12 protein-coding genes are annotated in these 13,153 nt (G+C 68.9%); all 12 read right to left on the reverse strand.

Annotated features, from left to right (window positions below; translation table 11 throughout):
- Positions 1 to 54: 54 nt before the first annotated feature.
- On the reverse strand, positions 55 to 894 hold the full coding sequence (gene atpB / locus CDO52_RS23175) for a F0F1 ATP synthase subunit A (protein WP_017620922.1): 840 nt from the start codon (positions 892 to 894) through the stop codon (positions 55 to 57).
- Between the two features lie 105 nt (positions 895 to 999).
- On the reverse strand, positions 1,000 to 1,218 hold the full coding sequence (locus CDO52_RS23180) for an AtpZ/AtpI family protein (RefSeq protein ID WP_017620923.1): 219 nt from the start codon (positions 1,216 to 1,218) through the stop codon (positions 1,000 to 1,002).
- Positions 1,219 to 1,278: 60 nt separating this feature from the next.
- Positions 1,279 to 1,704, reverse strand: a complete 426-nt coding sequence (locus CDO52_RS23185; protein ID WP_017620924.1) for a hypothetical protein — start codon at positions 1,702 to 1,704, stop codon at positions 1,279 to 1,281.
- A gap of 191 nt (positions 1,705 to 1,895) precedes the next feature.
- Positions 1,896 to 3,104: a glycosyltransferase family 4 protein gene (locus tag CDO52_RS23190; protein ID WP_017620925.1), complete on the reverse strand. Its 1,209-nt coding sequence runs from the start codon at positions 3,102 to 3,104 to the stop codon at positions 1,896 to 1,898.
- Positions 3,105 to 3,244: 140 nt separating this feature from the next.
- Positions 3,245 to 4,066, reverse strand: a complete 822-nt coding sequence (locus CDO52_RS23195; protein WP_017620926.1) for an L-threonylcarbamoyladenylate synthase — start codon at positions 4,064 to 4,066, stop codon at positions 3,245 to 3,247.
- A gap of 51 nt (positions 4,067 to 4,117) precedes the next feature.
- Positions 4,118 to 4,975, reverse strand: coding sequence for a peptide chain release factor N(5)-glutamine methyltransferase (gene prmC, locus CDO52_RS23200; RefSeq protein ID WP_017620927.1), 858 nt, complete (start codon positions 4,973 to 4,975; stop codon positions 4,118 to 4,120).
- The gene (gene prfA, locus CDO52_RS23205; protein WP_017620928.1) at positions 4,972 to 6,039 is read right to left on the reverse strand and encodes a peptide chain release factor 1; all 1,068 of its coding nucleotides are present in this window, start codon (positions 6,037 to 6,039) and stop codon (positions 4,972 to 4,974) included. The genes prmC and prfA overlap by 4 nt, the downstream gene beginning before the upstream one ends.
- A gap of 141 nt (positions 6,040 to 6,180) precedes the next feature.
- Positions 6,181 to 6,390: a 50S ribosomal protein L31 gene (gene rpmE / locus CDO52_RS23210; protein ID WP_017620929.1), complete on the reverse strand. Its 210-nt coding sequence runs from the start codon at positions 6,388 to 6,390 to the stop codon at positions 6,181 to 6,183.
- 402 nt (positions 6,391 to 6,792) lie between these two features.
- Entirely contained in the window at positions 6,793 to 8,802 is a 2,010-nt protein-coding gene (rho, locus tag CDO52_RS23215) for a transcription termination factor Rho (RefSeq protein ID WP_017620930.1), read from the reverse strand.
- Positions 8,803 to 9,219: 417 nt separating this feature from the next.
- Complete coding sequence (thrB, locus tag CDO52_RS23220) at positions 9,220 to 10,227, reverse strand: homoserine kinase (RefSeq protein ID WP_017620931.1); 1,008 nt, start codon at positions 10,225 to 10,227, stop codon at positions 9,220 to 9,222.
- Between the two features lie 213 nt (positions 10,228 to 10,440).
- Complete coding sequence (gene thrC / locus CDO52_RS23225; RefSeq protein ID WP_198345903.1) at positions 10,441 to 11,499, reverse strand: threonine synthase; 1,059 nt, start codon at positions 11,497 to 11,499, stop codon at positions 10,441 to 10,443.
- Positions 11,500 to 11,812: 313 nt separating this feature from the next.
- A complete protein-coding gene (locus CDO52_RS23230) occupies positions 11,813 to 13,111 on the reverse strand; it encodes a homoserine dehydrogenase (protein WP_026126222.1) in 1,299 nt (432 codons plus the stop codon).
- Positions 13,112 to 13,153: the final 42 nt, after the last annotated feature.

Raw genomic sequence — 13,153 nt, forward strand, 5'->3', positions numbered from 1 at the left:
CCGTCGAACTGACGTGAATTACCGGAATGGGGTCGTAAAGCGCGCGCACCGCGATTAGTGCGCACCCTCCATGGCCTCACCGATGTAAATAGAGGCCAGCAGGACGAAAACGTAGGCCTGGACGGCCATGATGAACAGCTCGAAAACCGTGAACACCAGGAAGCCGACCAATGCGAGACCCGAGTAGCCGACGGAGATCGCACCGAAGAGCGGCCCCATGGGCGAGGTCGGGTTGAACATGTACCAGCCGGCCGCAGCGAACACGGCCAGCAGCAGGTGGCCCGCGAACATGGTCGCGAAAAGTCGAATGGCGTGGGTGGCCGGGCGGACGACGAAGTTGGACAGCGCCTCGATCGGCACCACCACGGGGAGAATCCACCACGGAACCCCGCTGGGAACCAGTCGGGCCTTGACGTGTCCGCCGAAGCCGTGCCGACGGATGCCAACCCCGTTCCACAGAATGAAGATCGTGAGCGCGAACACCGCGGGGAAGGCGAGGTTGGAGTTGACCGGCAACTGCAGGCCGGGGATGAGGCCCATGACGTTCATCGAGAAGATGAACAGGAACAGGGTCACCATCAGCGGGAGGAACTTGTCGCCCTCTTTGCCCATGGTCGTGCGGGTGATCTGGTCCCGGATGAAGAAGACCAGCAGCTCGGCCAGGCTTTGGCCGCGGCCGGGGACGACCTTGGACCTGCGGGTCGTGAAGAACCAGAATGCCGCTGCCACCAGCAGCGCGACCGCCAGAAGCAGCAGGTACTTGGTAATCCCGGACGTCCCCGGAAGACCGAAGTCGACCCACGGCGCGGGGAAGAAGAGGCCCGTACTGGGAGCTTCGAATCCGCATCCGGTGCCGAAGATGTGACAGCCTTCCTCGGCGGCGGCGCTGTACACGTCAGCACTCACGGCGAATCCTTTCGTCGTGACGCAACTCAATCCTCGATGTGTAGGGCGGTACCACGCCGCTCTCGGGGAGCCGCGCGCTACCGGGCTGGACGGTCAGGACCGGACGTACTGGGTGATGATCAGGTAGATCGCGGCAACCAGGCCCAGCAGCAGGCCGATGGGCAGGAACAGCGCCTCGTAGCCGAGTGCCCGGTCCACTAACCAGCCCGCACCACCCCAGAAGGCCAAGCCCCCCAGCAGATACGAGATGATCGTGACTCCGCTGGCGCGCGATGGTGTCTTGCCTTCGCCCGCGCCTGGACGGTCGTTCATCTCGCTCCGGAAGATAGCAGTAGGTGAATACAGTGCGCACACCACCCCGGCTACGCGGGGTCACCGCTGTTCCTCGACGGGCTCGGCGTCCGAAACCGGCTCCACATACGGACGTTTCACCCGCATACTCATGAACGCGTGCCCAGAGAGCCACGCGATGACGCATGCCAACGTCGTCAGTGCGAGCACGTTGCTGTCGAAAGCCGTCGTGCCCTTGAAGAGGATCAGTGCCGCCGCAAGGATCCCGACCTTCGTGGTGTAGACCAAGAAGGCTACCGGCAGCAGCAACTCCGGCCGCCGCTCCCCCGTCCACGCAATGATGACAGCGGAGACGGCGAAGAAGACGATGACCAGCAGGGTGCCGAGAACAGCACCGATGAGTCCATGCGTACCCGCGATCGCGAACGCGACGATCATCGCGATCAGGCCGACGACGGCGGTGGGAATCGCGGCGCCACGGAGGACCCGGGCGTCGTGTTCCTGCATTGAGGCTCCGGTGGATGTTCAGTGGGGTGCTTGCTCGTGAAAGCTATCACAAGGATTTCGGCGCTCGTCCCTGGGTGACCTTTACGCGCGTCTTACACCCGCGAAATGTCCCTGTTTCACCGGATTTCAGGGCTCTCTGTAAGCTATCTCACCGGATCGGCATAGCACCATCCGCATAGTTTGTCGTGCGTTCACGCGTCGTTCATCGTCTCGGACGCCGAGCGCGATCGTTCCTTCGCGACCGAAATGTGATCTTTTGTGCTGGAGCGCTTCTGCTGCCGACGACGCCGACGGCGCAGCCGCGGCAGGGTGATCAGGCCTACGGCACAGAGCGCTACCAATGTGGTCACGGTCAGGATCATCACCGGCTGGTCGAACACGGCGAGTGACACCGAGGCGAACGCGATGATCGCCGCCCACAGGTACATCAGCAGCACGGCCCGCGCGTGCGAATGGCCGAGTTCCAGCAGGCGGTGGTGGAGGTGCTTCTTGTCCGGGGCGAACGGCGACTTGCCCGCCAGCGTCCGGCGGACCACCGCGAGCACCAGGTCGGCCAGCGGCAGCGCGATCACCAGCAGCGGGAGCAGGACCGGGAGGAAGACCACCAGGCCGTGGTGGACGCCGACCGCGCCGTCCTGCCCGCTGTTCGCCGCGGTGTTGGCGTCGAACTGGCCGGTCACGGTGATGGTGATCGAGGTCAGCAGCAGCCCGAGCAGCATCGACCCGGTGTCGCCCATGAACACGCGGGCCGGATTGAAGTTGTGCAGCAGGAACCCGATGCAGACCCCGGCGAGGATGATCGCGATCATCGCGGGGTAGGACTGCCGCTCGAAGCCCTGGTCGACCGCGGCCACGTAGTAGTAGGCGAAGAAGGCGAACGCCGAGATCGCCACGATGCCGGCCGCCAGGCCGTCGAGTCCGTCGGCGAAGTTGACCGCGTTGATCGTGACCACGATCAGCAGGACCGAGATCACCGCGCCGAGCCACGGCCCCAGCGAGAGCGTCGTCCCGGGTAAGGGCAGCCACAGCAGCTGCACGCCCATCGACACGAGGATCCCGGCCGCGGCGACCTGACCGGCCAGCTTGGGGATGGGCCCCATCCCCCACCGGTCGTCGACGATGCCGATGACCGTGATCAGCCCACCGGCCAGCAGCAGCGCCATCCAGGTGTTGTAGACGAACACTTCCTGCAGGTGCGGAAGCTTGGCCGAGATCAGCAGCGCCGCGGCGAAGCCGCCGTAGATGGCGATCCCGCCCAGCCGCGGGATGGGCTCGCTGTGCACGTCGCGATCGCGGACCGGCGGAACCGCACCGAAGGTGATGGCCGCACGCCGGACGAAAGGGGTCAGCAGATAGGTGACCGCCACAGCGATGACGAAGGTGAGCGCGTACTCACGCACGACGTGTCCTCGAAGCCTTTCGTTTCCTCGACTCGGCGGGTACGGCCGGGAACCCCGGTGTACGCGGCCGTTAGGGGGTGTTCCTTGCGAACCTAGCACTCTCGCGGGTGCCCGGTGCCGCCTACGGACCCGGCACGGCGTTATTCGACGGGATTCCCGGAGGACGTGGGACCGTCCGGCTTCCCGGTGCGCTCCGACTCCGCGCCGCCGTGGGGCTCCTCCGCCCGGTCCGCGGCCGTGGTGTCGCCCCCGTCCGCCGTGGCGGACTCCTCCTCCGTGGCCTGCTCGGACTCCGCAACCGCGGGCTTGGGCTTGACCTCGCCGATCACCGTGCCGCACACGGCGCGCAGCCGCTCGACGGGGATGGCCCCGCTGCGCAGCACGCGGGGAACAGCGTAGGTCAGGTCGACGATGGTCGACGGCGTGGCGTCGCTGCTGCCCGGCCCGCCGTCGAGGTAGACGGCGACGCTGTCGCCGAGCTGTTCGGCCGCCTCCGCCGCGGTGGTCGCGGCCGGCTGCCCGGAGATGTTGGCGCTGCTCACCGCCATGGGCCCGACCTCCTTGAGGAGTTCGAGCGCGACCGGGTCCATCGGCATGCGCACCGCCACCGTGCCCTTGGTGTCACCGAGGTCCCAGGACAGGCTCGGGGTCGCGGTGCAGACGATAGTGAGGGGGCCGGGCCAGAACTCCTCGATGAGGTCCTGGCCGTGCGCGCCGAGGTCGTCGATCAGCGCCTGCGCCGCCCGGACCGAGCCGACGAGGACCGGCGGCGGCATGTCGCGGCCGCGGCCCTTGGCGTTGAGCAGGGAGGCGACCGCGCTCGGACTGAACGCGTCGGTGCCGATCCCGTAGACGGTGTCGGTGGGCAGCACCACCAGCTCGCCGCGGCGCACGCAGGACGCGGCGTCGGCGACGCCGTCCTTGCGCTTCGCGTCGTCGGCGCAGTCGTAGCTGCGGCTCATCTGTGGATCACCATTCCAATCCATCTGCGGACGTGCGTCATGGCGGCGGATCTAGTCGTCCGCTCTGCGCATGACCACGAAACGATCCCGGTGCGCGAGGTCCTTGCGGTTGCGGACGTCGCGCCACCCCGCTTCCTCGGGGAAGAGGTGGGGGATGTCGATGCCCTGGCCGTCGCCGTGTTCGATCGCCATGGCGCCCCCGGCGCGCAGCAGGCGGCGGCCGACCCCTTCGAGCTCTCGGATCATGTCGAGGCCATCAGTGCCCGACCAGAGCGCGGGACCGGGGTCGTAGTCGCGGACCTCGGGCGGGATCTGGCCGGAGTCGTCGGTGGGGACGTAGGGGGGGTTGGTGATGAGCAGGTCGACGCTGCAGTCGAGCTCGGGCAGGGCGCTGAGCATGTCGGCCTGGTGCGCGGTGACGCGGTCGCCGTGCCCGCTGTTGGAGATGTTGCGCTTGGCCCAGGCCAGCGCGTCGGAGTCGATCTCCACCGCGTGCACGCGCGAGCGCGGCACCTCCTGGGCGATGGAGATGGCGATGGCGCCGGATCCGGTGCCGAGGTCGACGACGAGGGGATCGGCGACGTCCATGGCGCGCAGGGTGTCGATCGCCCAGCCGACCATGATCTCGGTCTCCGGGCGGGGCACGAACACACCGGGGCCGACCTGCAGTTCCTGGTAGCGGAAGTAGGCGCGTCCGGTGATGTGCTGCAGGGGTTCGCGCGCCTCGCGGCGGGCGACGCACTCCCAGTACAGGGCGTCGAAGTCGGAGTCGGGAACCTGGTGCAGCTCTCCTCGACGAACGCCGTGCACAAACGCCGCGAGTTCCTCGGCGTCGGTGCGAGGCGAGGCTACACCCGCCTCGGCCAGCCTCAGCGTGGCCCGCGCGACCTCGTCGAGCAGGAAGTTCATGACTGCGCCTGCTCCAGCCTTTCCTTGGTGTCGGCGTCGATGAGCGCCTGCAGCACACCGCCCAGTTCCCCGTCGAGGACCTGGTCGAGGTTGTAGGCCTTGAAGCCGACCCGGTGGTCGGAGATCCGATTCTCCGGGAAATTGTAGGTGCGGATCCGCTCCGAGCGGTCGACCGTGCGCACCTGGCTCTTGCGCTCCGCGGCGGCCTCGGCATCGGCGGCGGCTTGGGCCTCGGCGTACAGCCGGGCGCGGAGGATCCGCAGCGCCTGCTCCTTGTTCTGCAGCTGGCTCTTCTCGTTCTGGCACGAGACGACGATGCCGGAGGGCAGGTGGGTGATTCGGACGGCGGAGTCGGTGGTGTTGACGCTCTGTCCGCCGGGGCCGGAGGAACGGTAGACGTCGATGCGCAGGTCGTTGTCGTTGATCTCGACCTCGACCTCTTCGGCCTCGGGGACCACCAGGACGCCGGCGGCGGAGGTGTGGATGCGCCCCTGGGACTCGGTGACCGGGACGCGCTGGACGCGGTGCACGCCGCCCTCGAACTTGAGCTGCGGCCACACGCCCTGGCCGGGCTCGGGGGTGCCCCGGTTCTTGAAGGCGATGGTGATGTCCTTGTACCCGCCGAGGTCGGAGGCGGTGGCGTCGATGATCTCGGTCTTCCACCCCTGCCGCTCGGCGTAGCGCAGGTACATCCGCACCAGGTCGCCGGCGAACAGGGCAGACTCCTCACCGCCCTCACCGGCCTTGACCTCCATGATGAGGTCCTTGTCGTCGGCGGGGTCGCGCGGGACGAGCAGCACGCGCAGACGCTCGGTCAGCCGCTCCTTCTCCGCGGTAAGCTCCTTGGCTTCCTCGGCGAAGGCAGGGTCCTCGGCGGCGAGCTCTTGGGCGGCGTCGATGTCGCTCTCGACCTGGTTGAGCTCGCGGTAGGCGGAGATGATGGGCGTGAGCTGGGAGTACCGCTTGCCCAGACGGCGCGCCTGGCCCTGGTCCGCGTGCACGGCAGGGTCGGCGAGCTGCTGCTCCAGCTCGTAGTACTCACCCAGAAGGTCGTCCAGCTTCACGTTTCGTCCTCATCGTCAGCGTCGATGGTCGCCCGGTGCACTCCCCGCGTACAGGTGTGGGGCGCGGTCTCGTCGAACCTAGTGCCGCGGCTCCGGTCGCATGCCCTTGTGCGGGCGCGACCGGAGCCGCCGGGGCAGACGCTACTTGCGCTTGCCGAAGCGCTGCTCGAAGCGGGCGACCCGGCCGCCGGTGTCCATGATCTTCTGCTTGCCCGTGTAGAACGGGTGGCAGGCGGAGCAGATGTCCGCACGGACCTTGCCCTCCGTGACGGTGCTGCGGGTCACAAAGCTGTTGCCGCAGGTGCAGGTCACCTCGGTGACAACGTACTCGGGGTGGATGTCGGCCTTCACGTGGATCTCCTCGCTAGGGCGGTCGCCGGACGCATGCCGATGGTGGTCGCTGCGAAGAACGAGGTTCCCCGCGTGGGCGGGGAGCACCGAATGGCCTGCGCGAACCGGTACCGCGACGGTCACATGACCTGGGATGGCCCCCGCACGTACGGGGGCGATTCTTCCTCTACCAGTCTGCCAGACCTTCAACCCCGAACCGACCAGCCGCTATTCCCGCCACGCGGTGAGAGGCGCCGCATGGCGCGCTGATGTGGGCGCACTCGACCGCCCCGACCGTCGCCCGGCCCCCGCCCCCGGCTCGGATCGCCGCGGGGCGCGTGTGCGTGCGTGAGGCCGCGAACGCGAAACGGCCCGCTCTCACATGCGTGAGAGCGGGCCGTCCGTGTGCGGGCTTTCGCGGGGTCAGCCGTCGTTGGACCCCGGAGTGCTCTTCTGCACCTGCATCAGGAACTCGGGGTTGCTCTTGGTCTCCTTGATCTTCTCCAGGAGCAGTTCGAGGCCCTGCTGGGCGTCGAGCCCGTGCAGCACCCGGCGGAGCTTCCAGATGATGTTGAGCTCCTCGCCCGACATCAGGATCTCTTCCTTGCGGGTGCTGGACTGGACGACGTCGACGGCAGGGAAGATCCGCTTGTCCGCGAGCTGCCGGTTGAGCTTCAGCTCCATGTTGCCGGTGCCCTTGAACTCCTCGAAGATGACCTCGTCCATCCGGGAGCCGGTCTCGACCAGCGCGGTGGCGAGGATCGTCAGCGAGCCGCCGTTCTCGATGTTGCGGGCCGCACCGAAGAAGCGCTTCGGCGGGTAGAGCGCGGTGGAGTCGACACCACCGGACAGGATGCGCCCGCTCGCCGGTGCGGCGAGGTTGTAGGCGCGCCCGAGCCGGGTGATGGAGTCGAGCAGCACCACGACGTCCAGGCCCATCTCGACGAGTCGCTTGGCGCGCTCGATGGCGAGCTCGGCGACCGTGGTGTGGTCCTCGGCCGGACGGTCGAAGGTCGAGTTGATGACCTCGCCCTTGACCGTGCGCTGCATGTCGGTGACCTCTTCGGGCCGCTCGTCGACGAGGACGACCATGAGGTGGCACTCGGGGTTGTTCTCGGTGATCGCGTTGGCGATCGACTGCAGCACCATCGTCTTGCCGGCCTTGGGCGGCGAGACGATGAGGCCGCGCTGGCCCTTACCGATCGGCGACACGAGGTCGATGATGCGGGTCGTCGGGACGTTGGGCTCGGTCTCCAGGCGCAGCCGCTCCTGCGGGTACAGCGGCACGAGCTTGGAGAACTCGGGCCGGTTGCGCGCCTGGTCGGGCGCCATGCCGTTGATGGTGTCGAGGCGCACGAGCGCGTTGAACTTCTCGCGGCGCTCGCCCTCGCGGGGCTGGCGCACGGCACCGGTGATGGCGTCGCCCTTGCGCAGGCCGTTCTTGCGCACCTGGGCCAGCGACACGTAGACGTCGTTGGCGCCCGGCAGGTAGCCGGTGGTGCGCACGAATGCGTAGTTGTCGAGGATGTCCAGGATGCCGGCGACCGGCAGCAGGACGTCGTCCTCATTGATCACGGGCTCCGTGTCCTGGCGGTCGCGCCCGCGGCGGTCGCGGCGGTCGCGGCGCCGTCCGCGGCGGCGGCCACCGGAGCCGTAGTCGTCGTCGGAGTTGTCGCGGCCGCCCTGGCCGCCGCCCTTCCGACCGTTGTCCTGGGACGACGTGTCGGTGGCGGCGGTCTCCTCGCGGTTGCCGCGGTTGCGGCGGTTGCGCTGACGCTCGCGGCCGCCCGAACCGGACTGGCCGGACTGGCCGCTCGCGGAGTCGGAGCCGCTCTTGTGCGGGGTACTCGATGTCTTGGTCACGCTGCTCGCGGTGGTAGAGGGGTCGCTGCCATCCGACGGCCTGTTCTGGTCACCGGAGTCGTCACCGCGCTTGCGGGACGAGCGGCGGTTGCGAGCGGGCTTCTCCGTACGCTCAGCCTGCTCCTTGGCCCCCTCATCGGTCGCGACGGGGGCCTCGGTGGTCACCGGAGCGTCCTTTGTCGTCCCGCTGTCCGCGGACTTCTTGGCGGAACGGCGGTCGGAGGACGCGCCGTCGGTGTCGTCGACCTTACCGCCTTCGGTCCGATTCTCAGAGGTCTTCGGGCTTTTCCTGGACGACGGGCCGGAAACCGGACCACCCTGCTTGGCTTCGATGGCGGCGATGACGTCGTTCTTACGCATCCGCCCCGTGCCCGTGATACCGAGACTCGACGCGAGCCGCTGGAGCTCCGTGAGCTTCAGAGCGGACAGACCGGTGTTTCCGGTCCGGCTCCGGGCCGCCGCGCTCTTGCCTGCTGAAGGGGCGGCGTCGCCGGCTTCCGCAGCGGACGCGGTCTGATTGTTCTGCGTACTGACCGCCGCGTCCGTGTGGAGTTCGGTGGTGTCGCTCACTAAGGGTCCTTCCCAAGGAGCGGGCTCAGGCCGTCATCGTGTCTGTAACGGCCGGCCCGGTGGTGCGAACCGGCGGGGGCCGGGTCGGGCTTGCCCCACCTGGATGTCATCGGGAACCGGCGTGCGGCTCCTACCCATTCACGGCGGGCTCTGGGTACAGCCAGACGTTGGGGCGATGAGCTCGGTAGTGCCGCCCGTGGACCATTCTGTCGCTCTCGCCGAACGAGGAATCGACTTCGGTGGGGTGGGCAGAGCCACGGGTGCGCCGCGAACTCAACACAGTGATCACCGGGTGTAGCGCGTGCATGGAGTCGACCATGTGCGCATCGGACGCGGAGAAAACTGTGGCGGATGAGCACACGCCCCGCAACGGGGCATCTGGTGCTTCACCTAGCCTAACACCACCGGAGCCCACAGCTATTCCTCGACACAGGTCAATGAACGGGGAGAACTGATCCACACCCCTGCCGGATCGATTGTTAAGGGGCGTATGTGCCAACCAGTACCCGTTCGCTCCCGTATTGAATCAACCAGGTCCCCACTGATTTGCGCGACGTTTCCCACTACGTCGGGGATCTCGTCGTTCGCGTCGGCCACCGGCGCGTGCCCCAGGACCAGGACGGTGGGCCCGGCACCCGAGACCACAGCGGGGAGACGGGCGTCTTTTCGCAGCTCGTGAATGAGCGCCGCGCTGGCGGGCATGGCCGGTTCCCGGAAATGCTCGTGGAGCCGGTCTTCGGTGGCCTCCAGCAGCATTTCGGGGTGGCCGGAAACGGCCGCGACAAGCAAGGCGGAACGCCCGGCTGTGAAGGCCGCGTCGGCGTGCGGGACCGCCTCCGGGAGCAGGCCGCGCGCACGCTCCGTGGACAGCTGCTCGTCGGGGATGCACACCACCGGGCGCAGCCGGGGCGAGGGCGGCAGTGCGAGCGCACCCCAGCCGGCCGCACCGCGCCAGGCGATGGTGAACCCTCCGTACACACACGGCGCGACGTTGTCGGGGTGTCCCTCGATGTCGGCCGCGACCTTGAAGACATGGTCCCGGTCCAGCTCACCGGTGGCCGGGTCGCCCTTGCCGAGGAGGACGGCCGCGGCGGTGACGCCCGCGACGATCGCCGAGGCCGAGGACCCCAGCCCCCGGCCGTGCGGGATGTTGTTGCGGCAGCGCAGGTCCAGGCCGGGCAGGGAGTGTCCGGAGGCCTCGAACGTGCGCCGCATCGCCGTCACGACCAGGTGGGAGGCGTCCCGCGGCAGGTCGTCGGCGCCCTCACCGACGATGTCGACGGTGACGCGGTCGTCGTCGCGGACGGCGACCTCGATCTCGTCGTGCAGCCCCAGGCTCAGGCCCAGGGCGTCGAACCCGGGGCCGAGGTTGGCGCTGGTCGCGGGGGTACGGACGAGCACCCCGGCGGGGCGCGGCTGAGACATCACGTGACTCCCAATGGTGTGGAAGTGGAGGCGAAACCGTCCCCGCCTACGCGGGGAGCGAATGCGTTCGGGCTACCGGGACCGGATCCGGACGCCGAAAACCCGACAAAATGGCCGGATCCGGTCACTGGTGCAACGGGGTCACCAGGTCGCCGCGCGGCTCGACACCTGTGGCGAGCGTCGGACGGCGACCGGCGGCCGGGGCCGACCGCCTCAGGCGAGCCCGAGCGCGGTGGCCGCCGCCTGCGCGTCGACCGGGACGGTCGTCGCAGCGGACGCTCCGGCCAGCGCCCAGTCGGGGTCCTTGAGACCGTTGCCGGTGACCGTGCACACGACACGGCTGCCGCGCTCGATGTGGCCCTGCTCGACGGCCTGCATCAGACCGGCGACGCTCGCGGCCGAGGCCAGTTCGACGAAGACGCCCTCCTCGGCGGCGAGCATTCGGTACGTCGACAGGATCTGGCGGTCGGTGACCGAGTCGATGCGCCCGCCGGACTCGTCCCGCGCCGCCTCGGCGTGGCTCCACGAGGCCGGGTTGCCGATGCGGATGGCGGTGGCGATGGTGCGCGGCAGCTGGACCGGCTCGCCCCCGACGATCGGCGCGGCCCCGCTGGCCTGGAAGCCGAACATGCGCGGCTTGCGCGTGGAGACGCCGTCGGCGGCGTACTCCTTGTACCCCATCCAGTAGGCGGTGATGTTCCCGGCGTTGCCGACCGGGAGGCAGTGCACGTCGGGCGCGTCGCCGAGGGCGTCGACGACTTCGAAGGAGGCCGTCTTCTGCCCCTGCAGCCGGTACGGGTTGACCGAGTTGACCAGAGCGACCGGGTAGTCGACGGACAGCTTCTGGGCCAGTTCCAGGCAGTCGTCGAAGTTGCCGTCGACCTGCAGCAGCTTGGCGCCGTGCACCAGGGCCTGGGCCAGCTTGCCCATGGCGATCTTGCCCTGCGGCACGAGCACCGCGCAGGTCATCCCGGCGCGCACCGCGTAGGCGGCGGCGCTGGCGCTGGTGTTGCCGGTCGAGGCGCAGATGACGGCCTTGGCGCCCTCTTCGGCGGCCTTGGTGATGGCCATGGTCATGCCGCGGTCCTTGAAGGACCCGGTGGGGTTGAGCCCCTCGACCTTGAGGAACACCTCGCACCCCGTCAGCTCCGACACCCGGTTGGCGGGCACCAGTGGCGTTCCGCCCTCCATCAGAGTGACGACCGGGGTGTTCGCGTTGACAGGAAGGCGGTCGCGATACTCCTCGACGACCCCTCGCCACGCCCGTGCCATGCTCACGACAGGGCCCTTTCGAGTGGGTGGGACTTGCGTTGGGTTTCGATGCGTCAGGCGGCGGGGCCCGCCGTGTCCGGCGGCCACGCGATACGGGTCACGGCCGGTCCGGCCGCCCCGAACGTCTGAGTTGATCTGCACCGATTCTAGGCCCCAGGGCTCGTGACCCGGGAATCCAAGGGTCGGTGGTCTCGGCTGGTGGGACGGTGTCCCTCCCACGCCCTCTCCCCGTTGATCTCGGCAAAGTGCACCGAATACGCACCGGAATCTGGTGCACTTTGCCGAGATCAACGGGGATCCGGGGACGGAAGGGTCAGCTGTCGCCGCCGAAGGCCTCGACGCGCATCACACTGGCGACCGACCGGACCATGTCGAGCGCGCGCAGCTGCTCGACGGTCGTGGTCAGTGCGGCGTCGGGGGCCTGGTGGCTCACCAGGACGAGCTGGGCGTCGTCGCCGAAGCCCTCCTGGCGCACGTTCTTGATGGAGACGCCGTTGTCGGCGAAGATCTCGGCGACGCGGGCGAGTACGCCCGGCCGGTCGGCGACGTCGAGCGCCACGTGGTAGCGGGTGATGGTGTCGCCCATCGGGTGCACGGGCAGCCCGGTGTCGTGGGCGCCCTCGGGCGCCGCGGCCGACGCGCGCCGGTTGCGGGCGACGGCGACGAGGTCGCCGAGGACGGCGCTGGCGGTGGGCGCGCCACCCGCGCCGGCACCGTAGAACATCAGCCGCCCGGCCGACTCGGCCTCCACGAACACGGCGTTGTAGGCCTCGTTGACGGTGGCCAGCGGGTGCTCGCGGGGGAGCATGACCGGGTGCACGCGCACACCGACGGACGTCCCGTCGGCGGAGCGCTGACAGATGGCGAGGAGTTTCACCACACAGCCCATCGCCTTGGCGCTGGCGATGTCGCCCGCGGTGACGTCGGTGATGCCCTCGCGGTGGACGTCGGCGGCGGTGACCCCCTGGGTGTGGAACGCCAGCCGGGCCAGGATCGCGGCCTTGGCGGCGGCGTCGAACCCTTCGACGTCGGCGGTCGGGTCGGCCTCGGCGTAGCCGAGCGCCTGCGCCTCCTCCAGCGACTCGGCGAAGCCGGCGCCGAGCGTGTCCATCCGGTCGAGGATGAAGTTGGTGGTGCCGTTGACGATGCCCATCACGCGGTGCACCGTGTCTCCGGCCAGCGAGTCGCGCAGGGGGCGCAGCAGCGGGATCGCGCCGGCGACGGAGGCTTCGTAGTAGACGTCCACCCCGGCCTCGCGCGCGGCGGCGTGGATCGTGGCGCCGTCCTCGGCGAGCAGCGCCTTGTTCGCGGTGACGACCGACTTGCCGGACTTGATCGCCGCGAGGATGAGCGAGCGCGCGGGCTCGATGCCACCGATCACCTCGACCACCAGGTCGATGTCGTCCCGCGTCACCAGGCCCATGGCGTCGGTGGTGAACAGCTCCGGGTCGAGCCCCGTGCCGCGGGACCGCCCGAGTCGGCGTACGGCGATGCCGCCGATCTCCAGGGGGGTCCCGATACGCGAGGCGAGTTCGGTCGACTGCTCATTGAGCAGGCGAACCACTTCCGCGCCCACAACGCCGCATCCGAGCAGCGCCACCTTCATTGCCATCTGGGGGTGACTCCCACTTCTCTCATTTCGTGCCGGTCGGAG

Source organism: Nocardiopsis gilva YIM 90087 (assembly GCF_002263495.1).
GTDB lineage: Bacteria > Actinomycetota > Actinomycetes > Streptosporangiales > Streptosporangiaceae > Nocardiopsis_C > Nocardiopsis_C gilva.